This window comes from Betaproteobacteria bacterium, assembly GCA_009377585.1.
Classification (GTDB): domain Bacteria; phylum Pseudomonadota; class Gammaproteobacteria; order Burkholderiales; family WYBJ01; genus WYBJ01.
In genome coordinates this window covers 85,058-109,920 of sequence record WHTS01000004.1, presented here as the reverse complement: position 1 = coordinate 109,920, position 24,863 = coordinate 85,058, and the positions used below count along the sequence as shown (strand labels likewise).

20 protein-coding genes and 1 tRNA gene are annotated in these 24,863 nt (G+C 66.7%); 13 read left to right on the top strand and 8 right to left on the bottom strand.

What is annotated here, in order from left to right; translation table 11 throughout:
• Nucleotides 1-51: 51 nt before the first annotated feature.
• The gene (locus GEV05_02620) at nt 52-1,248 is read left to right on the top strand and encodes a PrpF family protein (protein ID MPZ42294.1); all 1,197 of its coding nucleotides are present in this window, start codon (nt 52-54) and stop codon (nt 1,246-1,248) included.
• A gap of 137 nt (nt 1,249-1,385) precedes the next feature.
• Nucleotides 1,386-1,679, top strand: a complete 294-nt coding sequence (locus GEV05_02615; protein ID MPZ42293.1) for a hypothetical protein — start codon at nt 1,386-1,388, stop codon at nt 1,677-1,679.
• Between the two features lie 12 nt (nt 1,680-1,691).
• Here GEV05_02615 and GEV05_02610 read toward each other — a convergent pair whose 3' ends face one another.
• The 3 genes from GEV05_02610 to GEV05_02600 all read right to left on the bottom strand — a co-directional run bounded on the left by GEV05_02610 (nt 1,692) and on the right by GEV05_02600 (nt 4,723).
• Entirely contained in the window at nt 1,692-3,413 is a 1,722-nt protein-coding gene (locus GEV05_02610; GenBank protein MPZ42292.1) for a hypothetical protein, read from the bottom strand.
• 447 nt (nt 3,414-3,860) lie between these two features.
• Nucleotides 3,861-4,631: a hypothetical protein gene (locus tag GEV05_02605; GenBank protein MPZ42291.1), complete on the bottom strand. Its 771-nt coding sequence runs from the start codon at nt 4,629-4,631 to the stop codon at nt 3,861-3,863.
• A 16-nt stretch (nt 4,632-4,647) separates the two neighbouring features.
• Nucleotides 4,648-4,723 (bottom strand) — tRNA-Arg (locus GEV05_02600).
• A 154-nt stretch (nt 4,724-4,877) separates the two neighbouring features.
• Between GEV05_02600 and GEV05_02595 the strand changes: the two genes are divergently transcribed.
• The 6 genes from GEV05_02595 (at nt 4,878) to GEV05_02570 (ending at nt 12,621) form a co-directional block, all read left to right on the top strand.
• A complete protein-coding gene (locus GEV05_02595; GenBank protein MPZ42290.1) occupies nt 4,878-5,258 on the top strand; it encodes a VOC family protein in 381 nt (126 codons plus the stop codon).
• A 473-nt stretch (nt 5,259-5,731) separates the two neighbouring features.
• Nucleotides 5,732-7,657: a PrkA family serine protein kinase gene (locus tag GEV05_02590; GenBank protein ID MPZ42289.1), complete on the top strand. Its 1,926-nt coding sequence runs from the start codon at nt 5,732-5,734 to the stop codon at nt 7,655-7,657.
• Between the two features lie 61 nt (nt 7,658-7,718).
• Nucleotides 7,719-8,999: a DUF444 family protein gene (locus tag GEV05_02585; GenBank protein MPZ42288.1), complete on the top strand. Its 1,281-nt coding sequence runs from the start codon at nt 7,719-7,721 to the stop codon at nt 8,997-8,999.
• 223 nt (nt 9,000-9,222) lie between these two features.
• Nucleotides 9,223-10,713, top strand: a complete 1,491-nt coding sequence (locus GEV05_02580; protein ID MPZ42287.1) for a SpoVR family protein — start codon at nt 9,223-9,225, stop codon at nt 10,711-10,713.
• Between the two features lie 142 nt (nt 10,714-10,855).
• Nucleotides 10,856-11,689 carry a tetratricopeptide repeat protein gene (locus GEV05_02575; GenBank protein MPZ42286.1) on the top strand — a complete coding sequence of 278 codons (834 nt, stop codon included), beginning with the start codon at nt 10,856-10,858 and terminating at the stop codon, nt 11,687-11,689.
• A gap of 56 nt (nt 11,690-11,745) precedes the next feature.
• Nucleotides 11,746-12,621, top strand: coding sequence for an EamA family transporter (locus tag GEV05_02570; GenBank protein MPZ42285.1), 876 nt, complete (start codon nt 11,746-11,748; stop codon nt 12,619-12,621).
• Nucleotides 12,622-12,658: 37 nt separating this feature from the next.
• Here GEV05_02570 and GEV05_02565 read toward each other — a convergent pair whose 3' ends face one another.
• The gene (locus GEV05_02565; protein MPZ42284.1) at nt 12,659-13,693 is read right to left on the bottom strand and encodes a VacJ family lipoprotein; all 1,035 of its coding nucleotides are present in this window, start codon (nt 13,691-13,693) and stop codon (nt 12,659-12,661) included.
• A 325-nt stretch (nt 13,694-14,018) separates the two neighbouring features.
• On the opposite strand from GEV05_02565, the gene gabD reads away from it, so the two are divergent.
• The 5 genes from gabD to GEV05_02540 all read left to right on the top strand — a co-directional run bounded on the left by gabD (nt 14,019) and on the right by GEV05_02540 (nt 20,287).
• Entirely contained in the window at nt 14,019-15,503 is a 1,485-nt protein-coding gene (gene gabD / locus GEV05_02560) for an NADP-dependent succinate-semialdehyde dehydrogenase (protein ID MPZ42283.1), read from the top strand.
• A gap of 121 nt (nt 15,504-15,624) precedes the next feature.
• Nucleotides 15,625-16,605, top strand: coding sequence for a YncE family protein (locus GEV05_02555; protein MPZ42282.1), 981 nt, complete (start codon nt 15,625-15,627; stop codon nt 16,603-16,605).
• Entirely contained in the window at nt 16,568-17,431 is an 864-nt protein-coding gene (locus GEV05_02550) for a polysaccharide deacetylase family protein (GenBank protein ID MPZ42281.1), read from the top strand. Before GEV05_02555 ends, GEV05_02550 begins: the two co-directional genes overlap by 38 nt.
• A 2-nt stretch (nt 17,432-17,433) precedes the next feature.
• Nucleotides 17,434-18,375 carry a fatty acid hydroxylase gene (locus tag GEV05_02545; GenBank protein ID MPZ42280.1) on the top strand — a complete coding sequence of 314 codons (942 nt, stop codon included), beginning with the start codon at nt 17,434-17,436 and terminating at the stop codon, nt 18,373-18,375.
• A gap of 619 nt (nt 18,376-18,994) precedes the next feature.
• The gene (locus GEV05_02540) at nt 18,995-20,287 is read left to right on the top strand and encodes a Malonyl-CoA decarboxylase (GenBank protein MPZ42279.1); all 1,293 of its coding nucleotides are present in this window, start codon (nt 18,995-18,997) and stop codon (nt 20,285-20,287) included.
• A gap of 266 nt (nt 20,288-20,553) precedes the next feature.
• Here the strand turns inward: GEV05_02540 and GEV05_02535 are convergent, their stop codons facing one another.
• The 4 genes from GEV05_02535 to GEV05_02520 all read right to left on the bottom strand — a co-directional run bounded on the left by GEV05_02535 (nt 20,554) and on the right by GEV05_02520 (nt 24,847).
• On the bottom strand, nt 20,554-21,471 hold the full coding sequence (locus GEV05_02535; GenBank protein ID MPZ42278.1) for a methyltransferase domain-containing protein: 918 nt from the start codon (nt 21,469-21,471) through the stop codon (nt 20,554-20,556).
• A 28-nt stretch (nt 21,472-21,499) separates the two neighbouring features.
• Nucleotides 21,500-22,537 (bottom strand): tripartite tricarboxylate transporter substrate binding protein, encoded by a 1,038-nt coding sequence (locus tag GEV05_02530; protein MPZ42277.1) that lies wholly within the window; start codon nt 22,535-22,537, stop codon nt 21,500-21,502.
• 209 nt (nt 22,538-22,746) lie between these two features.
• Complete coding sequence (locus tag GEV05_02525) at nt 22,747-23,469, bottom strand: hypothetical protein (protein MPZ42276.1); 723 nt, start codon at nt 23,467-23,469, stop codon at nt 22,747-22,749.
• A 232-nt stretch (nt 23,470-23,701) separates the two neighbouring features.
• Nucleotides 23,702-24,847: a hypothetical protein gene (locus tag GEV05_02520; protein MPZ42275.1), complete on the bottom strand. Its 1,146-nt coding sequence runs from the start codon at nt 24,845-24,847 to the stop codon at nt 23,702-23,704.
• Nucleotides 24,848-24,863 lie beyond the last annotated feature (16 nt).

Genomic DNA, 24,863 nt, shown 5'->3' with positions numbered 1-24,863 from the left:
CGCATCGGCATGCCGGCCGATGCGCGTGGGGTTCACTCAGGAGATGTGGCGATGAAACAGCTCAGGCTTCCGGCGGTATTCATGCGCGGGGGCACCAGCAAGGCGATCGTTTTTCGCCAGCAGGACCTGCCTGCCGACCGCGCCGCGTGGGACGAAATCTTCCTTGCCGCCATCGGCAGCCCCGACCCGAGCGGGCGCCAGCTCGACGGCATGGGCGGTGGCGTGTCGTCGTTGTCCAAGGTGTGCATCGTGGGACCGTCGTCGCGTCCGGATGCGGACATCGACTACACCTTCGCGCAGGTGCTGGTGAAGGAAAAGCGCGTCGACTATTCCGGCAATTGCGGCAACATGTCCTCGGCCATGGGCCCGTTCGCCGTGGACGAAGGTCTGGTGAGCGCAGCGGGCGACGAGGCGGTGGTGCGTATCCACAACACCAACACGCGCAAGATCATCCGCGCCCGCTTCGCGCTCGACGAGGGCTTGGCCGCGGTCGACGGCGAGCTCGCGATTCCCGGCGTGTCGGGGACGGGCGCGCCGGTGCGACTGGAATTTCTCAGTCCGGGGGGAGCGACCACCGGCCAGCTGCTGCCCACGGGCAACCCGATCGACCTGCTCGACGTTCCGGGCGTGGGCCGCATCGCGGCCTCGATGGTGGACGCGGCCAATGCCTGCGTATTCGTGCGCGCCGAAGACGTCGGGCTCACGGGCACCGAAATGCCGGAAGCATTGGATGCCGACCGCGATGCGATGGCGCGCCTTGGCGCGATCCGGCTGGCGGCTTCGGTGGCGATGGGGATCGCGCCTGACGTCGCAGCCGCGGCAGGCAAGACCACCGTGCCGTTCGTGGGTTTCGTTTGCGAACCGCGCGAGGCACGCACGCTCGCGGGCGAATCGATACGCGCCGAGGACGTCGATCTCACCGGGCGCATGCTGTCCAACGGCCAGACGCATCGGGCGCTGCCGCTGACCGCGTCGCTTTGCATGGCGGTGGCGGCTCGCATCGAAGGCAGCATCGTGCAGCGCGCCGCGCGTAAGTCCGACGACGCGGAGACGCCGCTGCGCATCGGCATGCCCTCGGGCGTGCTGGTGGTGGCGGCGACGGTGCAGTCGAGCGCCGGGCAATGGGTGGCCGAGCAGGGTGCGTTCTATCGGACGGCGCGGCGGTTGTTCGACGGCGCGGTGTACGTGCGTGCGTCGCGTGTCGCACGCGCGGCCGGTGCCTCGCAGGCAGCCACAGCCCCGGTCTGATCAAGCTGCGGTCCGTCCACGGCAAGGCGGTTCACAGCAATGCGGTCTTTCGCTTTCCGTTCGCGCCGCCTTCGCGAGCGCCGCGGCCGGGCCGTCTATAATCGGCCGATTCTCCTCAACTGCCCGGATCCGCCGTCTTGACCCTGTTGGTCATCCTGCTCTACTTCGTCGCCAGCGCGTTCATCGTGCTGGGCTTCATGATGCTATTCGTGTATCGGCGCACGCGCCACCCCACGCTGCTGTTGCTTTCGTTCGTCTATTGCGGTTCCGGCCTGGTGGCCGGCTATTCGATGCAGTGGTGGCCGCTGGTCGCCGGCTTCGTGGTGGCATGGCTGCTCAAGCTCGCCGGCTACGACGTGGACCGGGCATCGCCGCCGGCGCGCCACGGCGCCCAGTCCGAGAGCAGCGATCCGCCGCGCGACTCACCCTGACGCTGCGCGGGCTTACGCGACCGGCGCCTCTGCTGCCAGGTTGAATTCCACCAGCTCGAAGTCGTAACCCCGCTCGAGGCTGCGCTCCAGGCGCGCACGGCGCCACGTCCGCTCGAACGAGAGCATGCATTCCTGCGGACCGGCGAAAATGCCGGGCTCGAGCAGGATGTGGCTCCGTCCCTCCGAGCGCAGCAGGATGGCGTCGTGGAAAGCGTCGTTCGTTCCAGCCACTGCCACCCAGGGATTGCCGGCATCGCCGCTGCCGAAACGCACGCGCGCGCACAGCGCATTGCCTTCGATCGCCTGCGCGCCCACGCTGAGCTTGCCTTCGGCGGAGCGGCTCAGGCGGCGTATGACGGCGATATTCCAGTCGAGGCTGTCGAGGCGGCGGAAGCCGATCAGCATCCCGGTGCGCGCCCAGCCGCCGTGCGCGGACGCCAGCGCTCCAAAGCCGTTCGCGCTCGAGTCGGTCAGCATCCAGCGTTCGGTCATCTGCCGGTCGCCTTCGAGCTCGAATTTCTGCAGTGTCTCGAGCGGAGTGACCGGCGCCGCTTCGATGCCCTGCGCGGGCTGCGGGGCGGCCTGCTGTTCGACCGAGCCGAATCGGATCTTGCCGAACAGCTTGTGATCGTAGGGCGCGCTGTCCTCGTAGCTCAGGAGGCCGCCCGCCTGCGCGTACTCGCTGGCGGCGATCATGCGGCGCACTTGCCCCACGCCCCGGCTCACCAGCATCTCGGCCTCGACGCGATCGCGCCGGTGCTGGCGCTGCGGCGGCTGCGACGACCAGTGCTGCAGCAGCAGGTCGAGCAGGCTGCGGTAGGAGGCCGGATCGAGATGCGCATGCGCCATCCAGTCCGGGACTTCGCGTCCAGCCTGCTTGCGCAGCGCCGCGAGCTGCGCATAGGCGCCGCCGACGCCGAAGAAGCGTTGACCGGAGCGGGCGCTCAAGCCCTTGAGCGAACGCCGCACGCCGGGCTCGCGTTCCGGTTCGATCACGAACGGCGCCGTATCGCGGTACGAATCGGCGAACTGAAAATGCGTCGCCAGACGGCGCAGCAGCACATCGAGGCCGACCAGTTGCGCCGGCAGCAGGTTGCCGATGGGCGCCGCGTCGTACGCCAGTGCGATCAGGTATTCGCGCTCGATGCTGCTCTGGTAGCCGCTGCGAGGATAGAGCTCGAGCAGCGTCCTGCTGCCGCCGAAGGCGCTGCTCCAGGCCGCCAGCGCGTGCAACCGGTCCCAATACGCGGGATCGACGTCGCGGTAACGCATGCGCATGAGCGCCTTGTGGCGGCCGAGCGCCGCCATGGCGCGGCCAGCGATCAGTACGGCGTCGCCGCGCTCTTCGTCGCTGAGCTCGCCAGGCTCGCTGCGGCTGCGGACGGCTTCGAGCCACACGTCGTAGCCGGCATGCACGTTGCGGAAGTAGCGCGCCAGCACGAGCCAGGCGCCGTCGGCGATGTCGCGTCCGTTTTCGTCTTCGAACAGGCGCTCCCGTACCGCCTGCACGGGCTCTTGTGCGCGCTCATCCAGGCGCTTCAGCGCCCGTCGCAACGGGTCGGGTGCGAATCCGAGACTGCGCGCGCTCTCGAACGGCTCGCCCAGCGCTTCGACCGTTCGTGCCGGGACCGTCACCGGAACCGCGGCGATGAAGTTCTCCAGACCCTTCTCGGATGCGAGCGATTCGGGATCGTCGTTGTCCTTGTTGAATTGCTTCGCGAGCCACTTGAACATGAGTCGTCGTTGCGATCGGCGTCCCGGGTTGCACGGCAGTCGCGTGCCTGCGAAACAGAGTACCAGCGCGCGCGGTGTCCGTAAATTGGGCCTGCTACTATTGATCGTTCCGTATTGGACGATAGTCCAATACGGACGCGACGCTCCCCTCTCCCCCCGGGGTGAGGCCTGGAATTCGCGGACCATGGTCCGTGCCGGCCGAACGGCATCGGCCTGCATGCCGATGCGCGCCCTGCAAGGGAGGGGTTGGGGGTGAGGGACGAGCGTGACATGAAATAGGGAACGCTCGATAATGGCGTCGCTGCGCGGCGTCACCCGCGTTCGCGTCGTGCATCGCTAGTCGAGGGTGCGCCGATGGAAGACGAGGCCGGTCGCGACCACCAGCACGATGCGCTCCCATGCCGGCGGCATCGAGGAAGCGCTGGATGCGCGCGCGATCGGCACGATTCAACGGCACTCGACCAGCCTGCCCCGGGCGCGGCACACGCTGCCGTCGCTCCCATATGTCGTCTTGCCCTGGATCTCGAATCGATTGCCGTCGCTGCCGCTCACCGTGTTGCCGCGCCGGGTGTAGACCGTGCCGTCCGAGCCGATCACCCGGCTGCCGACGCTGCGGTAACGCGTGCCATCGTCGCATTGCAGCGTCTGGTAGCCGATTTGCCGGCAATGCTTCGACTCCGCACGGCCGGGCGGCGGATCGAAGCGCGGGATCTTGCGATATTCCCACGGCGGCAGCGGGTTCGCGTCTTGCCACAGGCCGCGGCGCTGCCCGCGCGCCTGTTCGCATGCGTGCGCATAGGCACCCTTCAATGCGGCGGGCAGGCGCGGGCTGTCGTCAGGGTCGCACCAGGCGAGGCCCGCCTCGAGCAGCACCAGACCGAAATCGCGGCCGTCAATGCTCACGCGGCCATGGACGCGGTCAGCGTCGTCGACTGCGTCGATGGCGATGGCGACCGTTTTTGCGCCCAGATAGTCGGAGGCCAGACGCTGCGCCTGCTGCGCGAAGCGCTGTTTCTTTTCCGGCGCGTCGACGCCCGTCAGCTTGACTCGCTTCACCTTCTGCGCGGGATCGAGCACGGCGAAGGCGCTCGCACTGCCGTAGGCGACGACCTTGGCGTGCAGGATTTCGCCGGGCGCGGCCTGGGCATGCGCTGCGCTGCCTGTGGCACAGGCCAGCATGCATGCGACTCGCAGGATGAGTCGATCGATGAACGCCATTCGTTGCGGTTCGAATTGGCGCCCCCGACACGAATCGAACGTGCGACCTACCCCTTAGGAGGGGGTAGCTCTATCCACTGAGCTACGGGGGCATGCGGGCGATTTTAACCCACAAGCCGCAGCCGACGCGTGGATCGCACAGGTCCGTGCGCGGTTACACGGCGTGGGTGCATCGGTGCTTGCAATGTTGCCATCGATCGGAGCTATGATAGGCATCAGCCCCCCGGGCAGGAGCACGCGACTTAAGTGATCGCCGCCATCGATCATGTCGTTCTCACCACGCGCGACGAAGCCAAGTGCCTCGCGTTCTACGTCGGTGTGCTCGGCATGGCGCTCGAGCGTTACGCCGAGGGCCGAATCGCACTGCGCTTCGGCACGCAGAAGATCAACGTCCATCAACCCGCTGTCATGGCGACGCTCAAGGCGCACACGCCGACGCCGGGCTCGCTCGACCTGTGCTTCATCGCCGCAGTTCCGCTGGATGAGGTGATCGAGCGGCTGCGCCTGCACGGCGTACCCATTGTCGCTGGTCCGGTCGTTCGCAGCGGCGGCATGGGCGCCATCCGCTCGGTCTATGTGCGCGATCCGGACCAGAACCTGGTCGAGATCGCGGTGCCGGCGCAATGAGCCTGCGGGCTTTACCGATTCAACCGAAAGTTCTCGCGCTTCGTGCCAGCGGCGCGGCGACGGCGCATGCGAACACGTCAATAACCCCTGCTTGGCGCGCCTGCTCCGGGTTTTTGGCGAAGCCGCATTGGGTTAGGGTGACGGTGCGCGATTGCAGGCACGTTCGACGCGCGCCTCGCCGCGGTTTTGAGTTTGTAAGCAATGCGCTGGAAGCGGTCGTGGCGCGGGCGAGGCGGGAAGGTTGCGGCCAGCCGCTGGCGTCGCGGGGACTTTCGCGAACGGCCGACGTCGGTTGGCAGGCTGTGCCGGGAGATACGTAGGTACATGCCGGCCCGACATTTGCTTATCAGCGATGAACTGCACCCCGGGAGGTTGTGTCACAGGAACTGAAGTTGCAGGAAGCGGCCGAGTCTTCGATACCCAGCAAGGCCGCACTGCCGGTGGTTGAAAGGCCCCAGGGCCGGGAGAAATCTATGACGACGTTGCTCGAAGGTTACAAGAGTCGCTACTCGGCGGCGCAGGAAACGGAGATGTCGCTCGAGGAGTACCTCGACCTGTGTCGTCAGGACAGCACCGCGTACGCCAACGCGGCGGAGCGCATGCTCGCCGCGATCGGAGAGCCGGAAGTCGTCGACACGCGCAACGATCCGCGGCTGTCGCGCCTGTTCTCCAACCGCATCATCCGGCGCTATCCCGCGTTTCGCGAGTTCTACGGAATGGACGAGGCGATCAACCAGATCGTGTCGTTCTTCCGCCATGCCGCCCAGGGCCTGGAAGAGCGCAAGCAGATCCTCTACCTGCTCGGTCCGGTAGGCGGCGGAAAATCCTCGCTCGCCGAGCGGTTGAAGCAACTGATGGAGCACCAGCCGATCTACGCGCTCAAGGGCTCGCCGGTGAACGAGTCGCCGCTGGGCCTGTTTGCCGTGGAAGAGTACGCTGAGACGCTGGAAAAGGAATACGGCATCCCGCGCCGCTATTTGAGCGGGATTCCGTCGCCGTGGGCGGTCAAGCGCCTGGAAGAGTTCGGCGGCGATCTCTCCAAGTTCCGCGTCGTGCGGGTGCACCCGTCGGTGCTGCGGCAGACCGCGATCGCCAAGACCGAGCCGGGCGACGAGAACAACCAGGATATTTCCTCGCTGGTGGGCAAGGTCGATATTCGCCAGCTCGATCAGTACGCGCAGCACGATCCCGACGCCTACAGCTATTCCGGCGGCCTGTGCCTGGCCAACCAGGGCATGCTCGAGTTCGTCGAGATGTTCAAGGCGCCGATCAAGATGCTGCACCCGCTGCTGACCGCGACCCAGGAAGGCAACTTCAAGGGAACCGAGGGCTTCGGCGCCATTCCGTTCCAGGGCATCATCCTCGCCCACTCGAACGAAGCCGAGTGGCAGAGTTTTCGTAACAACAAGCGCAACGAGGCCTTCCTCGACCGCATCTATATCGTGAAGGTGCCATACTGCCTGCAGGTTTCGGAGGAAGTGCGCATCTACGAAAAGCTGATGCGCGGCAGCTCGCTCGCGCAGGCGCCGTGCGCGCCCGGAACGCTCGACGCGATGGCGCAGTTCTCCACGCTCACGCGGCTCAAGGATCCCGAGAACTCGAGCATCTTTTCCAAGATGCGCGTGTACGACGGCGAGAGTCTGAAGGACACCGATCCCAAGGCCAAGTCCTACCAGGAGTATCGCGACTACGCCGGCCAGGACGAGGGCATGACCGGCATGTCGACCCGGTTCGCGTACAAAGTGCTCTCCTCGGTGTTCAACTACGACCACACCGAGATCGCCGCCAACCCCGTGCACCTCATGTACGTGCTGGAGCAGCGCATCGCCCGCGAGGACCTGCCGGAGGAAACGCAGCGCCGCTACCTCGAGTTCATCAAGGGCTGGCTCGCGCCGCGCTACGCCGAGTTCATCGGCAAGGAGATCCAGACCGCGTATCTCGAGTCGTACGCCGAGTACGGGCAGAACATCTTCGACCGCTACGTGACTTACGCCGACTGCTGGATCCAGGACGAGGAGTTCCGCGACCCGGATACGGGCGAAGTGTTCGACCGCGCCTCGCTGAATGCGGAGCTGGAGAAGATCGAGAAGCCGGCGGGCATCGCCAACCCGAAGGATTTCCGCAACGAGATCGTCAACTTCGTGCTGCGCGCGCGCGCCGCCAGCGGCGGCAGGAACCCCGCGTGGACGAGCTATGAGAAGCTGCGCGAGGTGATCGAGAAGAAGATGTTTTCCAACACCGAGGATCTGCTGCCGGTGATCTCGTTCAACGCCAAGGCCTCCGACGACGACCGCAGCAAGCACGAGAATTTCGTCGCGCGCATGGTGGCGAAGGGCTACACCGAGAAGCAGGTGCGGTTGCTGTGCGACTGGTACCTGCGGGTGCGGAAGTCGTCCTGATCCCGGGCCGGCGACGCTCGCTCGAAGCCCGAGTGCAACCCCTGAACGAGGCAGGAAGCCCATGGCCCACCTGATCGACCGGCGCGAGAACGCTCCCAACAAGAGCGCGGTCAATCGCGCCCGCTTTCTGCGCCGCTATAAGGAGCAGATCCGGCGCGCCGTACACGACATGGTGTCCGAGCGCTCGATCACCGACATGGATCGCGGCGGCAACGTGAGCGTGCCCCGCAAGGACATCTCGGAGCCGGTGTTCCGGCACGGCCCGGGGGGCGACCGCGAGATCGTCCACCCGGGCAACCGCGAGTTCACCAAGGGCGACCGCATACCGCGCCCCGAGGGCGGAAGCGGCGAGGGCGGCGGCAGGGAGCCCGGCACGGGCGAATCCGAGGACGAGTTCGTATTCGCACTCTCGCGCGAGGAATTCCTCCACATCTTCTTCGAGGACCTGGAGCTGCCGCGGCTCGAGCGCAACATGCTGGCCGGCATCGAGGAGCACAAGCCGCAGCGCGCCGGCTATACCACCACGGGCTCGCCGACCAACCTGGCGATCGTGCGTACGATGCGAACCTCGCTGGCGCGGCGGATCGCGCTCGGCGGGCCGCTGGCGCGCGAGATCGAAGCGCTCGATGACGAGCTCGTGCGCGCGCTCGCCGAAGACCGGCCGCAGGCCGAGCTCCAGGCGCTGCGCGACCTGATCGAAGAGCTCAAGCACAAGCTCGCGCGCGTGCCCTTCCTGGACGAGTTCGATCTGCGCTACCGCAATCGCGTCAACGTGCCGGAGCCGACCGCGCGCGCCGTCATGTTCTGTCTGATGGACGTCTCCGCCTCCATGGACGAGGCGAAGAAAGACCTGGCCAAGCGCTTCTTCACGCTGCTCTACCTGTTCCTCACGCGCAAGTACGAGCGCGTCGAGCTGGTGTTCATCCGCCATACCGACAATGCCGAGGAGGTGGACGAGAAGACCTTCTTCCATGATCGCAAGAGCGGCGGCACGGTGGTGCTCTCGGCGCTGCAGCTGATGGCCGAGATCGTCGAAGCCCGCTACGCCAGCGGCGGCTGGAACATCTACGCGGCGCAAGCCTCCGATGGCGACGCGTTCGGTGCCGACGCGGGCAAGAGCGCGCGTTTTCTGGCCGACCGCCTCCTGCCGCAGACGCGCTATTTCGCCTACCTGGAGACGCCCGACGAGTCGGGTGCGCGCATGAGCAGCCTGTGGGTGGAATACCAGGAGATCAGCGCCGCGCCGGGGTCGTTCGCCATGCGGCGGGTCACGCGGCGCGAGGAGATCTATCCCGTGTTCCGCGAGCTCTTCCGCAAAGATGTGGGGGCACAGGCGGCATGAGATTCCCGGGCGAGGGGCGGCGACATGAGCTTCCCGGGCGAGGGGCCCCACGCAGTGGGGATCGACCGCAAAGCGAATGGCGCCGGGCGCCGACGGCTTGGCGGTTGACCTGCATCAGCCGGTTCGGAGGTGCCCGCTTGCGGGGATCGACCGCAAATCGAACTGCCGCCCGGCCGCCGACGCCTTTGCGGTCGAGAACCGATGGTCGCACGGAGGCGGCGGCATGAGTTTCATCTCCACCGGCGCGGACTGGGACTTCGAGCTGATCGAGCGCTACGAAAAGGCGGTCAGCGCGTGTGCGGCCGAGTTCAATCTCGACACGTACGCGAACCAGATCGAAGTCATCAGCTCCGAGCAGATGCTCGACGCCTATGCGAGCGCAGGGCTGCCGGTCGGCTATCCGCACTGGACCTATGGCAAGGAGTTCATTCGCAACGAGCAGGCGTACCGCAAGGGCTATCAGGCGCTCGCCTACGAGATCGTGATCAACTCCGACCCCTGTATCGCCTATCTCATGGAAGAGAACACCATGATGATGCAGGCGCTGGTGATCGCGCACGCCTGTTTCGGCCACAACTCTTTTTTCAAAGGCAATTATCTCTTCCGGCAGTGGACCGAGGCCGACGCGATCATCGACTACCTCGTGTTCGCGCGCCGCTACGTGATGGAGTGCGAGGAGCGCTACGGCGAGGCCGAGGTGGAAGCGATCATCGATTCGTGCCATGCGCTGAGCCTGCACGGAGTCGACCGCTTCAAGCGTCCGCAGCCGCCGTCGGCACGCGAGGAGCGGGTGCGCGCCGAGGCGCGCACCGCCTACGAGCAGCGGCAGTTCAACGACCTGTGGCGCACGGTTCCGGGGCGCGAGCCGACGCATTCCACCGGCAAGAAGCGCGACTTTCCGGCCGAACCGGAGGAGAACATCCTCTACTTCGTGGAGAAGCACTCGCCGCGGCTGGAGCCCTGGCAGCGGGAGCTCGTGCGCATCGTGCGCAAGCTCGCGCAGTACTTCTATCCGCAGGTTCAGACCAAGGTGATGAACGAAGGCTGGGCCACCTTCTGGCACTACAACCTAATCAACCGCCTCTACGACAAGCGCCAGATCAACGACGGCTTCATGCTGGAGTTCCTGCAGTCGCATACCAATGTCGTCTGCCAGCGCGGCTTCGACGAGCGCGGCTTCGGCGGCATCAATCCGTATGCGCTCGGCTTCGCCATGTTCACGGACCTGCGCCGGGTGTGCGAAAAGCCCACGCCCGAGGATCGGCGCTGGTTCCCGGAAATGGCGGGCTCCGACTGGGGCAGGTCGCTCGACTTCGCCATGCGCAACTTCAAGGACGAATCGTTCATCGGTCAGTTCCTGTCGCCCAAGCTCATGCGCGAGTTCCATTTCTTCGCCGTGGCCGACCACGAAGCCGAATCGGACCTGGTGATCGATTCGATCCACGACGAGGACGGCTACCGGCGGCTGCGCAAGCTCCTGTCGGAGCAGTACAAGCGCGAGAATTCGGTTCCCGACATCCAGGTCGTGCGCTTCGAGCGCGACGGCGACCGCTCCCTCACCCTCAAGCACTTCGAAGCGCGCAATCGGCCGTTGAAGCTGGAAGAGGCGCAGGAGGTGATGAAACACCTGTCGCGGCTCTGGGGCTTCGCCGTGCAGCTGGAATCGGTCGATCCCGAAGGCAAGACCAAGAACACGCTCGAGTGCGCGCGCTGAACGCGCGTCGGTAACGCGCGCCGCCGCTGCAGCGCCAGCTGCGCCGATCGTCGCGCCGATCATCCCGGTTTGTCTAGGCAGCATGCGCGTGCCACAATCGCACTGTGTGACATGACATTGCGGTGGGCCAGCGGACGCATAGATGCAGGCGGCGGAGCAATTCGAGCACATGGCGCGAGGTCCCGACGAGGCCATCGATCTGGCCCGGGGCGCGCTGCTGATCGCGGCCGAAGAGTATCCCGACCTGGACATCGAGGGTTGCGTCGGCGTGCTGAACGGTTTGGCCGAGGCGCTGCGCAAGCGGCTGCGACCCGACATCGGTCGGACCGACTCGATCCGCGCGCTGAACCGCTACATGTTCGACGAGCTGGGCTTTCACGGCGCCACCGAGGATTACTACGATCCCCGCAACAGCTTTCTCAACGACGTGCTCGCGCGCCGCACCGGCATTCCGATCACGCTCGCGATCGTCTACATAAGCCTCGGGCGCGGCATCGGCCTGCGCCTCGAAGGGGTCTCGTTCCCGGGCCACTTCCTGGTCCGTTGCCCGGTGCACGACGGCACGGCGATCCTGGATCCCTATCACAAGGGGGCGTCGCTCGGCATTGCGGACCTGCAGAAACGCCTGACGCCGGTGCAGGGCAAGGCGCCGAGCCGGGCCGAGGTGGCCGCGCTGCTTGCGCCGGCGCGCGAGAGAGAGATCCTTTCCCGGCTGCTGCGCAATCTGCGCGGCATCTACATGCACTACCGGCAGCTGCCGCAGGCGCTGGCGGCGACCTCCCGCATTCTCGCCTTGTCGCCCGACAACGCCCGCGAATGGCGCGAGCGCGCCAACCTGCATCTCGCGCTGGAATGCTTCCGTGCGGCGCTGGCCGACTTCCAGAGCTATCTCGCGCTGGCGCCGGAGGCCGACGACGCCGAGGCCGTTCGAGCCCGGGTGGTGGAGCTGCAGCGCACCTGCTCGATGCTCAATTGAGGGCACGCACGGCAAGGCGTCTCCCGCAGCGCCGCGATCGTCATCGTCCTTAGGGCATGCGACCTGCCACGGCATACGCGTTGCTGAGCTTTTGCGTGCTGTTCTGGGCGGGCAACGTGATTACCGCGCGGGCGCTGCACGACGAGGTGCCGCCGTTCACGCTGTCGTTCTGGCGCTGGAGCGCGGCGTTGCTCTGCCTCCTGCCATGGGTCGCCAGGGATCTGATTGCAGGCGCCGCGGGCATCCGCTCCGGCTGGCGTCGTCTGGTGCCGGCCGGCATTCTCGGCATGGCTGCGTACAGCAGCCTGGTCTACCTGGGACTGCAATGGACCAGCGCAACCAATGCCGCTTTGATCAACACCGCGCTGCCGATCGTCATCGCAGCAATCGGCGGCCTGTTGTACCGGCAGCGGCTCGCTCTGTTGCAATGGTCGGGTGTGGCCGTCTCGCTTGCCGGCGTGGTGGTCATCGTACTGCAGACGGGCGGCGGACCTACGGCAGTGAATCCGGGCGACCTGTGGGTGCTCGCCGCGGTGGTCGGCTTCGCAATCTACACCGTGTGCTTCGGGCGCGCCCGTTCGGGATTGACGCCGGGCTGCTATCTGGCGGCGACGATCGCCATCGCGGCGGCCGCGTCGTTGCCGCTGCACCTGTGGGAGATCGCGACGCGGCCGGTGACCTTTACGCGCTCGATCGTCGCGGCGGTGGCCTATCTCGCGATCTTCACGTCCATCCTGTCGTACGCATTCTGGAACAAGGGCGTGGAGACGGTCGGCGCGGCTCGCGCCGGTGCGTTCCTGAACCTGCTGCCGGTGTTCACGACCGGCCTGGCAGTGGCGCTGCTCGACGAACGATTGAACGCATTTCACGCCGTCGGTGCATTGCTCATCCTGTCCGGCATCGGCATGACCGCGTGGCGAAAGCGGCGGTGATTGCCGCCCGCGATGGTTGCTCGATGAACCCGGCGGCCTAGCGGCCGAGCCAGACGCGCACGATCCGCGACGGGCTATGCTGGCTGTTGCCGTTGTCCGATCTGCGTTCGACCGCAGCCGGCTGCGTACCGACCGCGGGCTGCGCCGTGGGCGCCTGTGCGGGCTCACTGCCGTCAGCGGCGGAATCGGATGCCGGGCCGGAAGACGTCGCGCGGGAGGGCGCCGCAGCGGGTGCGGCCAGGATCGGCACGGGTGCCCCGGCCGGGGCCAGGACGACGTTGCCGAGCTGGTCCACGAGCACCGTGGGCGTAAGGTCCGGGGCTTCGCTGCGCGGCTTGCCTTGCGGCGGCGGCGCTTCCTCTTCCGGCTCCGGCGGCGGGCTGCCGTCGTAGACCAGGTTGCGCCGGCGCTGCAGGTAGGCGTCGCGGATGAAGCTGTAGCGGTCGAGCGCGGCGGCTTCCAGGATCTTCTCGCTGTCGAGCAACGCCTCGCGGTTGCTCACCACGCGCGTTCCCACCAGGATGTTGCGGGTGCGGATGTGGTCGATGTACCACACGACATCGGTATAAAAGGCATCGACGAAACGCCCGACGCCGTCGCGGAACGAGCTCGGGCCCAGGAACGGCAGGACCAGATAGGGCCCGCTGCCGACGCCCCAGTAGCCGAGTGTCTGGCCGAAATCCTCGTTGTGCTTCTCCAGTCCGAGATGGGTGGCGACGTCGATGAAGCCGAGCAGGCCGACGGTGGAATTGAGGACGAAGCGGCCGGTATCCGACAGCGCCTGCGGGATCTTGAACTGCAGCACGCCGTTGATGACGACGGTGACGTCGTCGAGATTGGAGAAGAAGTTGCGTACGCCGGTGCGGACGAACTGCGGGGTCACTGCCCGATAGCCGGTGGCAACCGGCTTCAGCACCACGTTGTCCAGCGTGTCGTTGAAGCTATACACGCCGCGATTGAACTGCTCCAGCGGATCGCGGGGATTGGTGTGGGCGCACCCGGAGACCGCGCTTACGAGGACAAGCATGATCGCCGCGACCAGGTGTCGCGTGCGAGACTCGATGGCGCTCATCGGTGCGTCGCTCTTCAATTTGGTTGTTTTCGCAAGCGGCGGATTATAGCAACAGTCCGGCAACAGTCGCGCACTGGCAAAAAACGCCCCTGCCCAGGGGATAACGGAACGCCTGTCCCGACCTTTAGCGGCTAAGCGGCGGGTGCACGACGAACACGCGGCTGTGAACGGCCTGCGCGCCCCGCGACCAGGCAGCTTCGCGTGCGATGGCGGCTGCGAGGCGTGCAGCGAGCGCGCGGCCGCCTTGCTATACTGGGCGGTCAAATCGCGGGCGCCCAGGCGCGGGCCGCACGTGTTCATCGCAACGTGCCGAAAGGATCCTGCCATGTTGCAGAAGGTAGCCGCTCAACCCCCGAAGCTCACCGATTCGAAGCTCTTCCGCAGCCAGTGCTATATCGACGGCGCCTGGCTCGATGCCGACGACAAATCCACCCTGACCGTGCTCAACCCGGCCAATGGCACTGTGGTCGGGACGGTGCCGCGCATGGGGGCGGCCGAGACCCGGCGCGCCATCGAAGCGGCGGATGCGGCCTGGCCGGCGTGGCGCGCGAAAACGGCGAAGGAACGCGCCGCGCTGCTGCGCAAATGGTTCGACCTGATGATGCAGCACCAGGAAGACCTGGCGGTGCTGATGACCACCGAGCAAGGCAAGCCGCTGGCGGAATCGCGCGGCGAGATCGCCTACGGCGCGTCTTTCATCGAGTGGTTTGCCGAGGAAGGCAAGCGCGTCTACGGCGACACCATCCCGGCGCAATTCGCCGACCGGCGCATCGTCGTCATCAAGCAGCCGGTCGGTGTCTGCGCCGCCATCACGCCGTGGAACTTCCCCAACGCGATGATCACCCGCAAGGCCGGCCCGGCGCTCGCCGCCGGCTGCACCATGGTGATCAAGCCGGCTTCGCAGACCCCGTTCTCGGCGCTGGCGCTGTGCGAGCTGGCCGAGCGCGCCGGCATCCCGAAAGGCGTGTTGAGCGTAATAACGGGGACTTCCGGTCCCATCGGCAAGGAGCTCACGGAGAATCCGCTGGTGCGCAAGTTCACGTTCACCGGCTCGACCGAGATCGGCAAGCAGCTGATGGCGCAGTGTGCCGGCACGGTGAAGAAGATATCGCTCGAGCTGGGCGGCAACGCCCCGTTCATCGTCTTCGACGATGCCGATCTCGATGCCGCGGTCGAGGGCGCGATGGCTTCCAAGTACCGCAACGCCGGCCAGACCTGCGTGTGCGCCAACCGGCTGTACGTGCAGGACGGCGTCTACGACGCCTTCGCGAAGAAGCTCGCCGACAAGGTCTCGCAGATGAAGGTCGGCAACGGGCTGGAGCCCGGTGTGGCGCAGGGGCCGCTGATCGACGCCAAGGCGGTGGAGAAAGTCGAGGAGCACATCGCCGATGCCGTCGGCAAGGGCGCCAAGGTGATCGTCGGGGGCAAGCGACACGCGCTCGGCGGCACGTTCTTCGAGCCGACGGTGCTGGCCGGGGTGACGCAGCAGATGGCGATGGCGCGCGAGGAGACCTTCGGTCCGGTCGCGCCGCTGTTCCGTTTCAAGGCCGAAGCCGAGCTCGTCGAGGCTGCCAACGCCACCGAGTACGGCCTGGCCGCCTACTTCTACAGCCGCGACATCGGCCGCATCTGGCGCATCGCCGAAGCGCTCGAATTCGGCATCGTCGGCGTCAACATCGGCATCATTTCGACCGAGGTCGCGCCATTCGGCGGCATGAAGGAATCGGGCATCGGCCGCGAGGGCTCGAAGTACGGGATGGAGGAGTTCCTCGAAGTGAAATATCTGTGCATGGGAGGCATCGACCGTTGATGGTTCGTTTCATTCTGCGCGCAGGCTGCCGGCTTGCGCTGCCTCGGGTCAACCGTTACAACGGCGGCGGCGTTTCCGCTGGCGTTGCGCCGCGCTGCCGGCGCGCGTTCTCGAGGGCTGCATGAGCGGAAATCGGTTGTCTTCATCGCGTTGCGCGCTGGCGCTGGCCGCGTGCCTGTGCGTGCTCGGCTCGGCGCCCGCCGCCGCCCAGGTTGCGATCGTGCTCAACTCCGGCGAGGGAACGGTGAGCCTGGTGGATATGGCGACGCGCAAGGAAACCGCCCGCCTTCCAGTCGGCAAGGAACCGCACCACCTGATGGCCACACCCGACGACAAGCACCTGATCGTCGCCAACGCCGTCAGCAACAACATGGTGTTCCTGGATCCGCGGACCGGCCGGCCCGGCCAGCGCGTCGAGCGCATCTCCAACCCATACCAGATCGCCTATTCCCCGGACCGCAAGTACTTCGTGTCGGCATCGTTCCGATTGGATCAGACCGATATCTACGATGCGGCGACGTTCAAGCTGCTCAAGCGCATCCCGACGCCGAAGACGCCGAGCCATATCGCCTTCAACGCCGATTCCAGCCTCATCTTCATCACCCTGCAGGACAGCAACGAGGTGGCGGCGATCGATCTCGCGACCCAAGCCGAGGTCTGGAAGGTGAAGGTCGGGCCGGTGCCCGCGGGCATCTGGATGACGCCGGACGACAAGCACCTGCTGGTGGGCCTGACCGGCGCGGACGGTGTGGACGTGATCGACTGGCGCAAGCGTGCGGTCATTGCCCGCATCACCACTGGCAAAGGCGCGCACAATTTCCTGCCGATGGGCGACAAGCGTCACCTCCTGGTCACCAACCGGGTGGAGAATACGGTGGCGATCATCAACATGCAGAAGCTCGCGGTGGTGGAGAAATTCGCCGTGCCGGGCGGCCCCGATTGCATGGAGCTCACGCGCGACGGCAAGGAGCTGTGGGTGACCTCGCGCTGGATCCAGAAGGTGTCGGTGATCGACATGGCAAGCAAGAAGGTGATCGCGCAGATTCCGGTCGGCCGCTCGCCCCATGGCATCTATTTCAGGGGTCATGCGCCGCGCCAGTAGCCTCCTGCTGGTCGTGCTCTCGTTCGCCGCGGCGGTAGCGGCTGCCGCCGAGTGCAAGGGGAAGGTCTTCCTCACCATCGACACCGGCCACATGGAGCCGGCCGAGGCGATCGCCGCCATCCTGCGCAAGCACGACGTGAAGGCGACTTTCTTCGTCGCCAACGAGCCGACCAAGCGCGGCGACACCTCCCTCGATCCGGCCTGGGGCCCGTTCTGGCGTGCGCGCGTGGCGGAGGGACACGCGTTCGGCAACCACACCTGGCGCCATTGGTATCTGCGCCGCGATGTCGGTGCCGACAAGGTTGCTTACGTCAGTCGGGATGGCACGACGGAGCTGCTCGATCAGGCGGCGTTCTGTGCGGAGCTGAAGCGCGTGGACGACGCGTTCGCGGGCATGACCGGGCGCAGGCTCGATCCGATCTGGCGCGCGCCGGGCGGGCGCACCACGCCGCGTGCGCTGAAATTCGCGCGGGCCTGCGGCTATGCGCGTCACGTCCACTGGGCGAAGGCCGGGTTCCTCGGCGACGAGCTGCCGTCGGATCGCTATCCGAACGAACGCTTGCTCGAACGCGCGCTCCGGAACGTGAAGGTGGGTGACATCCTGATGATGCACCTCGGCATCTGGTCGCGGAAGGATCCGTTCTGGCCGCAGCTCGATCCGCTGATCGCCGGGTTGAAAGCGCGCGGCCTTTGCTTTGCCACCTTGACCGAGGGCGGCGGCCGAGCCCAAACTGGCTCGCAACCTGGCTCGCCGTTCGCCGGCGCGAACGTACACGTTCGCGAATTCCCGGCGAGCTCCCGTGCCCCGATGAAAGTTCCCGGTTGAGCATGAGCTGGATCGTCGAGCGCTTCGTGACCTTGCAGGGGTGGCTGTTTCAGAGCGCTGTGCTGCCATCGCTCTACGCGCTCGGGCTGATGGATTTCGCCGAGCCCGCCTTCGATGCCACCGAGTTCGTGCTGCTGGGCTTGGTCCAGATCGCGGCGGTGTACCTGCTGCTGCGGCCGCTGGAATTGTGGCGGCCGGCCGAACATTGGCAGGATCGCAGCGCCGTGCGCAGCGACGTGCTCTACACGTTCTTGAACCGCGTGGGTCTTGTCCCGATTGCGGTCTACGCCGTGCTCACCCCGCTCGTGGATGCACTGGACGCGCAGTTGCGCGCCGCCGGGTACATTCCGCGCGGCCTGGAAGATCTCGTACCGGTCTTGGCGCAATCGCCGCTCGCGGCGTTCTGCGTCTATCTGCTGGTGCTGGATCTCGCCGATTACTGGCGTCACCGGCTGCAGCACCGGTTACGTCCGTGGTGGGCCTTGCACGTCCTGCATCACAGCCAGCGTCAGATGACGTTCTGGAACGACGACCGCAATCATCTGCTGGACGAGCTGATTGCCGGCTTCTGGTTCGCGGGCGTCGCGTTCCTCATCGGCGTGCCGCCCGAGCAGTTCGTGGCCGCCGTGATGCTGACACGCTTCGTCGAAAGCCTGTCGCATGCCAACGTGCGCTTCGGCTTTGGTGCGCTCGGCGAGCGGCTGCTGGTGGGCCCGCGGTTCCATCGCACGCACCACGCGCTCGGCGTGGGGCACGAAGGCGCCCGCTACGGGTGCAACTTCGCGACTCTGCTTCCGCTCTGGGACATGGTGTTCGGCACGGCGAACTTCGCCCATCGCGGTACCGCGACGGGGGTCCGCGACCAACTGGAAGGGCGGGACTACGGCGAGAGCTTCCTCGCCCAGCAATGGCTCGGGCTGAAGCGCCTCGTCGGGCGCGCCTGAGCCGCGCCCCTAAGGCGGCTGCCGAGGTGAAGCGGTGCTATTCCGCGCCGGCGGCGTTGAAGTGCTCGGCCGCGCCCAGGCCGTTCAGATCCTGCGAGTCGAGCTCCCAGGCCTCGATCTCATCCTCCGGCACGATCAGCTCGCGCGACTTGCGCTCGAAGTAATCCTCGGCCGCAAAGCTGCGCTGCGGGTTGCGTGAAGAAGTACGCATCTTGTTTTCCTTTGTTCCAATGACGCGATCGCCTGCCGCGAAATCGACACGTTCCGGCCGGCATTCGCTATGCTCTGGCCTCGAGGCTGGCGTATGCTCTACAGCAAACCTGATGCCAGCACACTAACGAGCCCGACCGCGCTACCATGGCCCGAGCAGACCGTTTTCCATGCCGCATATCGTTACCCGTTCACAATTTCGGCGTTTGCCGGCGTTCCCTTGAGGAGGGAAGCGTCGATGCCTGATTCGGCACTGCAAGGCACGAGCGTGGCGGCGCCGGGACGGGAGGCCGAGAATCCTCCCGTCATACGCAGCGAGAGCTTCGTCAGCCGTCAGCTCGATCGGCTGCGGCAAACCTGGCAGCGCATCGCCGGCGTTGCGTCGACCGACGAGGCAGTGCCGGGCGGAATGACCCGGCGCCAGCTGAAGGAGCTCGAAAGCCAGATGCATGCGTGCGTCGCTCAGGCCGGAGGTGAAGTGTCGGCGCGGCTGCAGGCGGCGGCGCTCGGCCAGACCTACCTCGGCCTGAACGCGGCCGGCAAGCGCGAATTCCTCGCGCTGATCGCCAGCTTCGGTCCGGACCGGCGCGTGCTCGGCGCGGCCGCGCGCGGGTTGCTGGAGGCCCGGGACGATGCGTCTCACCTCGAGTATGAACGCGCCCTGCGCGAAGCGATGCGCGCGCCGCGGGTAAAGATCCTCACCCAGTTCACCGGGCTGCCCGACGGGGTGAAGTTCCTCGTCGACCTGCGCGCCGATCTGCTGGGAGCAGCGCGGGAAAACCCGGAGCTGGAGGGGCTCGAGCGGGAGCTCTCCGGCCTGCTGGCACTGTGGTTCGACGTGGGCTTCCTGGAGCTGCAGACCATCACCTGGGATTCACCGGCGTCGCTGCTCGAGCGCCTGATCGCGTACGAAGCGGTGCACGAGATCCGCTCCTGGGACGACCTGCGCAACCGGCTGGATTCCGATCGCCGCTGCTATGCCTTCTTCCACCCGCGCATGCCGCGCGAGCCGCTCATCTTCGTCGAGGTGGCGTTGTCCAGGGGGCTCGCCGCCAGCATCCAGAGGCTGCTGGATGAGAATCAGCCGGCCGCCGATCTGCGCAAGGCGGATACGGCGATCTTCTATTCCATCTCCAGCACCCAGCCGGGGCTGCGCGGCATCAGCTTCGGTAATTTCCTCATCAAGCGCGTGGTGGACGAACTGAAGCGCGACTTCCCGGCACTGCGCAATTTCGCCACCTTGTCGCCGGTTCCGGGATTCGCTCGCTGGCTGCAATCGGCCGCGGCCGCCGCAGTCATGCTGCCGGCATCGGTGCAGTCGAAGCTGAAGAAAGCCGGCATGGAGGCGGCCAATGTGCGCGAGCTGTGGAGCGGCCTCGACGGCCGTACCTGGAGCCGGGAGCCGAAGCTCGTGCAGGCGATCGAGGAACCCATGCTGTTCGCGTGTGCGCATTATCTGGCCGAGGCACGCAACGGCTTGCGGCCGGTCGATTCCGTCGCGCGTTTCCACCTCGACAACGGCGCGCGCATCGAGCGGCTCAACTGGCTGGGGGATACCTCGGAGAAGGGCATGAAGCAATCCGCCGGGATCATGGTCAACTATGTCTACGACCCGGCCGAGATCGAGCGCAATCACGAGGCTTACCGGCTGCACGGCAAGGTTGCGCTTTCGAGCGAGCTGCGGCGATTGCTGCGCCGCTAGTGTCCTATTGATCGTTCCGTATTGGACGACAGTCCAATACGGACGCGACGCTCCCCTCTCCCCCCGGGAGAGGGGTTGGGGGTGAGGGACGAGCGTGACATGAAATAAGGAACGCTCGATAAGTCAGAAGTTCGTCACCCCCGCGAATGCGGGGGTCCAGGTGGGGTCTCGTTCTGGATTCCCGCTTGCGCGGGAACGACGAATTACGACGAATTTGCGATTCACCACACTAGCTAGGTTGATCTCGGCCTGGCCCTTTTAATCTGTCAGTAGAGGTCGGGGCGCGCTGCGATACGGCGGGCTTCGAACGGCGCCGAGACGGCGCCGTCGGCCGCGACCCAGGTGCCCGTCATGGCGTCGGCAGCGATACGCGCGTGGACCTCTCCGGCGGCTGCCGCGCCTTGCGCCGGCAGTTGCAGGGTGATGCGGTCGCCGGAGAGCGATGCCTTGAACGCGAGCGTCGCGCCGGTGGGCCCGTGCAATCCGCCTTCGAGAAACTGGAACTGTTGCCCGAGGCTGAACTCGAAGGCGCGGCTGGCCGCGCCTTGACTAATGGCGCGCCGAGGCGCGCCGTGGCCGATGGCACCGCGCCAGCGGCCGGCGGCGTTGGCCGGCACGATCCACAGCATGACGACGCTTTCGCCGCCGCGGCCGTTGTTCTTTTCCGGCACGTTCAATCGCTCGGTGCGGTCCGGTGCCCAGTTGCTGATGGCGAAGTCGTGGGATACGACCCGGCTTCCCGGTCGCAGGGCGGCGAGGATGCGAGGCAGCAGGCGCTCGTTCAACTCGGGCGAGAGGTACAGCGTGACAACCGATGCGGGGCCGAGATCGGTTGTTAGGGCGTCGCCGCGTTCGAAGCGTGCGCGCTCGGCGACGCCTTCACGCCGGGCCGCTGCACGGCTCGTCTCGACCAGGCTCGCATTCATCTCGATGCCGAGTCCGCGTGCGCCGAAGCGCTTGGCCGCCTCGATCACGATGCGTCCGTCGCCGGAGCCGAGATCGATCAGCACGTCGTCGGGGCCTAGCTTCGCCATCGAGAGCATGCGATCGACCACCTGCGCCGGCGTGACCACGAACGGGGGCTGCTCGCCTTGCCCGCGCGCGATTGCCGGGCAAAGCGCAAGCACGAAGCAGCAAATCGCCAGCAACGGCCATGCAGCCCGCTGGTGCAAAGGACGCTTCATGGCAGCAACAGGCGTCGGGCGCTCGCGCTCAATTCGCCGAGGCGCCGGCCGCCCGGACCACTTTCGCCCACTTGACCATCTCCGACTTGATGTAGGCGCCGAACTCCTGCGGCATGGTCGGCGCGGGATCGAGTCCCTGGCTGAAGAGGTACTGCTTGAGGTCGGGCATGTTCAGCACCTTCACCACCTCGGCATTCAGCTTATCCACGATCGCACGCGGCGTCTTCGCCGGCGCGAGCAAGCCGTACCAGTTGTTGGCATCGAAGCCTTTCATGCCCTGCTCCGCAATGGTCGGGATGTCGGGCAGCATGCCCGCGCGCTTGACCGTGGTGACGCCGAGCGGCCGGATCCTTCCGCTCTTGATGTGGGCAATAGCGGTCGCCGCGGTGGCGAAGACCGAATGCACCTGACCCGCCAGCAAATCGATCATCACCGGTCCGCCGCCCTTGTACGGCACGTGCGTCATCTTGACGCCGGCCATCGTGCAGAACAACTCTCCGGCGAGGTGGCCGGCGCCGCCGACGCCGGAAGATCCGTAGAGCACCTTGCCCGGACTTGCTCTTGCCAGGCCGATCAGATCCTTTACATTGCTCGCCTTCACCGATGGGTGCACCACCAGCACGTTGGTGGAGTTCACGGCTTGGGTGATGGGGGCGAAGTCGCGCACCGGATCGAACGGCAGGTTGCCGTAGAGGGTGGGATTGATCGCCAGCGCCGCGATCGTGCCCATGAGCAGGGTGTAGCCGTCGGGGTTGGCCGTGGAGACGATGTGTGTGGCGATGTTGCCCGCCGCGCCGGGCCGGTTGTCGATCACGACCTGCTGGCCGAGCGACTGGCTCAGTTTCTGCGCGACGGCGCGCGCGGTGGTATCGGTGCCGCCACCGGGGGCGAAGCCGACCAGCAACCGGATCGGGCGCTCGGGAAAACGTGCGGCCCCGTCGGGTGCGGCTGCGGCCAACGCCGGCACGGCTTGGCTCGCCAGGACCGCCGCCGTGGCGACGGTCAGGACCGTCCGCAGCGCGGACGGTCCCGGCAAAACTCGGTTCACTCGCTTCCTCCTCGACATCCCGCGCTGCGCTGCGATGCGTTCGTGTCGCGCGTGCTCGCGCGCTCGGCGGATTATACGTATGCGCCGAGCGCAGACCATGCCGATGCGCACTCGAAACGGACGAGCGTAGCTACCGGCTCACCTTCCTCGGCGGCACTATTGCTTGCGGGGCTCGGTACCGTGGCGCTCGCCGTGCGGCGCAGGCGGCCGCCTCGCGCGACACCTGGCTAGCGCCGATCGCCCACCTGGTCGAAGGTGTCCCAGAGATCGCCGCTCACCCGCAGGATCACGAGCGCGCGCGCCAGACGTCCGAGGTAAAGAAGCTCTTCCATCATCGCAGGCGGGAAACCCTGGCGGTTGCCGCGCGTATCGATGACGAGGCTGTTGAGATACGCCTCGCAGTCCGGCGTTCCCCAAAGCTGCTCGATGCGGGTCGAAATCCGCGGATAGTCCTCCAGCGCCGCGCGCACCCGCAGGTGCTCGGCCGGGCCTTTTTTGGGCTCCACCTTCTCGTCCAGCAGCGACAGATCGGGAAACGGATCCGCCCCGGCATCGCGTCCCGGCACCCGGTCGAGCCGTTCGGTCACCGGCGCATCGGCGGTCGAGCCGCGATGGGTGGATCTTTCACCCTGCTGTTCGGCGGTCGAGCCGCGATGGGTGGATGTTTCGCCGCGCTGTTCGACGACCGAGCCGCGATGGGCGGGCGCTTCGCCTTGCTGCTCGATCGGCTCCGCCGAGGCGACGCTGTGTGCTTGCTGAGGCGCACCGGTCGCGGTGAAATCGTCCGCGTTGGAGGCTGCCGCGGCGGCGCGCCCCATCCCGGCGGCCGCTTCCAGGCGCTCGACGCGCTGCTCAAGAAACTCCAGGCGCTTCAGCATCTCGTCCAGCGCAAGATTCACCGTTTCGCCCCCGGGCACCAAGACCTTGTTGTCGAGCCGGCTTGCCTTCATCGCGTTGGCGCTATCCTACGCCCGCGGTTTCCGATCGCCGCTGCAGGAAGCGCTCCTCCATTCGTACGGTTATGCTGTCTTCCGACTGCCCGAGCGGCTATGCAAATTTCATGCCGGTGCGAGCGGGGTGCGCTCGCTTCCGGACGAGCGGTCGAATGGGCCTCTCGTGCGGTGATTGCGGACGAATCGAGCGCCGGCTTGAGCCCGCTGGCCGGTCGAGCCCGCCTGCCGCTCAGGTACGCCCCCGCCGTTCGTCCCGCACGCCGAAACGCTGAACGAAGCGCCGGTCGATCCGATCCTTCCACCGCCACACCCAGTCGCCTTGCACGGTGAAGCCGTCGCGGTTCGCGATCGCGTGCTTGCGCCCGGTGCTAAGCAGCGCGAGCGCTTCGCGCTGTGGAACGAACGGGCACAGCGGCGCGCCCTGCAGCGCGTGGCGCAGATTGTCGGTCAGCGGAGGACCTTGGCGCACGGCATAGACGCCCGACTTGGGCCGCGGGTGCGCCAATACGGCCGCCACGTCTCCGCAGGCGAATATGTCCGAGTGCGAGACCGAGCGCAGCGTGGCGTCGACTGCGATGAAGCCTCGCTCGTCGGTCGCGAGCCCCGCATGGCGGAACATCGGCGCCGGCGCGGCGCCGGTGACCAGCACCACGTGGTGGGCCGGCAGTCGTTTGCCGCTTGCCAGCACCACGCTTTCGCGCTCGACCGTGCATACGGCGGGAGCGGTGTGAACCACGATGCCTTGCTCGCGCAGGCGCCGCTCGGCATGACGGCGTACGCGCTGCGGGAAATCAGGCAGGACGGTCTCACTTTCGGCAATGAGCCGGAAGGTTGCGGCGTGGTTGCCGCCCGCGCGCATTCGCAGGCGATGCTCGAGCGCGAGCACGACTTCGAAACCCGCGGCCCCGGCGCCGATCACGGCCAGCGCCGGGCCGGGTTGTTGCGCGAGCTGCGCGATGCGCCGATCGATGGCGGCGAGAAAAGCATCGATCGGCTTTACGGCGATGGCATGCTCGCGCGCGCCGCGGATCGCGTCGAGCGGCGGCGCCGATCCGGTATCGATCGACAGCAGATCGAATTCATGGCGGCCGCCTTCGGCCGTGGTGACGATCCGCCGCTCGAGGTCGAGGCTGACGGCTTCTTCCTGCACGAACGCGACGCCGGCCCATGCACACAAGGCCGCCAGGTCGATGTGGCTGTCGGCCACGCTGTAGTGCCCGGCGATCAATCCCGGCAGCATGCCGGAATAGGCTGCGAGCGCTGCGCGGTCGATGAGCGTCACGCGGGCGGCCGGCGGGGGACGGGTTGCGAACGCATGCACGGCCTGCACGTGCGCATGCCCGCCGCCGAGCAGCAGCAGTCGCTTCGACGCCACGCCGGGACGGGTCGTT

Excerpts from the sequence above, each read along its gene's own strand:
- GEV05_02555 (MPZ42282.1), top strand. The coding sequence starts at position 15,625 with ATGAGCGGAAATCGGTTGTCTTCATCGCGTTGCGCGCTGGCGCTGGCC.
- GEV05_02565 (MPZ42284.1), bottom strand. The coding sequence starts at position 13,693 with ATGAGCGCCATCGAGTCTCGCACGCGACACCTGGTCGCGGCGATCATG.
- GEV05_02550 (MPZ42281.1), top strand. The coding sequence starts at position 16,568 with ATGGCATCTATTTCAGGGGTCATGCGCCGCGCCAGTAGCCTCCTGCTG.
- GEV05_02580 (MPZ42287.1), top strand. The coding sequence starts at position 9,223 with ATGAGTTTCATCTCCACCGGCGCGGACTGGGACTTCGAGCTGATCGAG.
- gabD (MPZ42283.1), top strand. The coding sequence starts at position 14,019 with ATGTTGCAGAAGGTAGCCGCTCAACCCCCGAAGCTCACCGATTCGAAG.
- GEV05_02525 (MPZ42276.1), bottom strand. The coding sequence starts at position 23,469 with ATGAAGGCAAGCCGGCTCGACAACAAGGTCTTGGTGCCCGGGGGCGAA.
- GEV05_02530 (MPZ42277.1), bottom strand. The coding sequence starts at position 22,537 with ATGTCGAGGAGGAAGCGAGTGAACCGAGTTTTGCCGGGACCGTCCGCG.
- GEV05_02610 (MPZ42292.1), bottom strand. The coding sequence starts at position 3,413 with ATGTTCAAGTGGCTCGCGAAGCAATTCAACAAGGACAACGACGATCCC.
- GEV05_02575 (MPZ42286.1), top strand. The coding sequence starts at position 10,856 with ATGCAGGCGGCGGAGCAATTCGAGCACATGGCGCGAGGTCCCGACGAG.
- GEV05_02535 (MPZ42278.1), bottom strand. The coding sequence starts at position 21,471 with ATGAAGCGTCCTTTGCACCAGCGGGCTGCATGGCCGTTGCTGGCGATT.
- GEV05_02605 (MPZ42291.1), bottom strand. The coding sequence starts at position 4,631 with ATGGCGTTCATCGATCGACTCATCCTGCGAGTCGCATGCATGCTGGCC.
- GEV05_02540 (MPZ42279.1), top strand. The coding sequence starts at position 18,995 with ATGACCCGGCGCCAGCTGAAGGAGCTCGAAAGCCAGATGCATGCGTGC.
- GEV05_02570 (MPZ42285.1), top strand. The coding sequence starts at position 11,746 with ATGCGACCTGCCACGGCATACGCGTTGCTGAGCTTTTGCGTGCTGTTC.
- GEV05_02585 (MPZ42288.1), top strand. The coding sequence starts at position 7,719 with ATGGCCCACCTGATCGACCGGCGCGAGAACGCTCCCAACAAGAGCGCG.
- GEV05_02590 (MPZ42289.1), top strand. The coding sequence starts at position 5,732 with ATGACGACGTTGCTCGAAGGTTACAAGAGTCGCTACTCGGCGGCGCAG.
- GEV05_02545 (MPZ42280.1), top strand. The coding sequence starts at position 17,434 with ATGAGCTGGATCGTCGAGCGCTTCGTGACCTTGCAGGGGTGGCTGTTT.
- GEV05_02620 (MPZ42294.1), top strand. The coding sequence starts at position 52 with ATGAAACAGCTCAGGCTTCCGGCGGTATTCATGCGCGGGGGCACCAGC.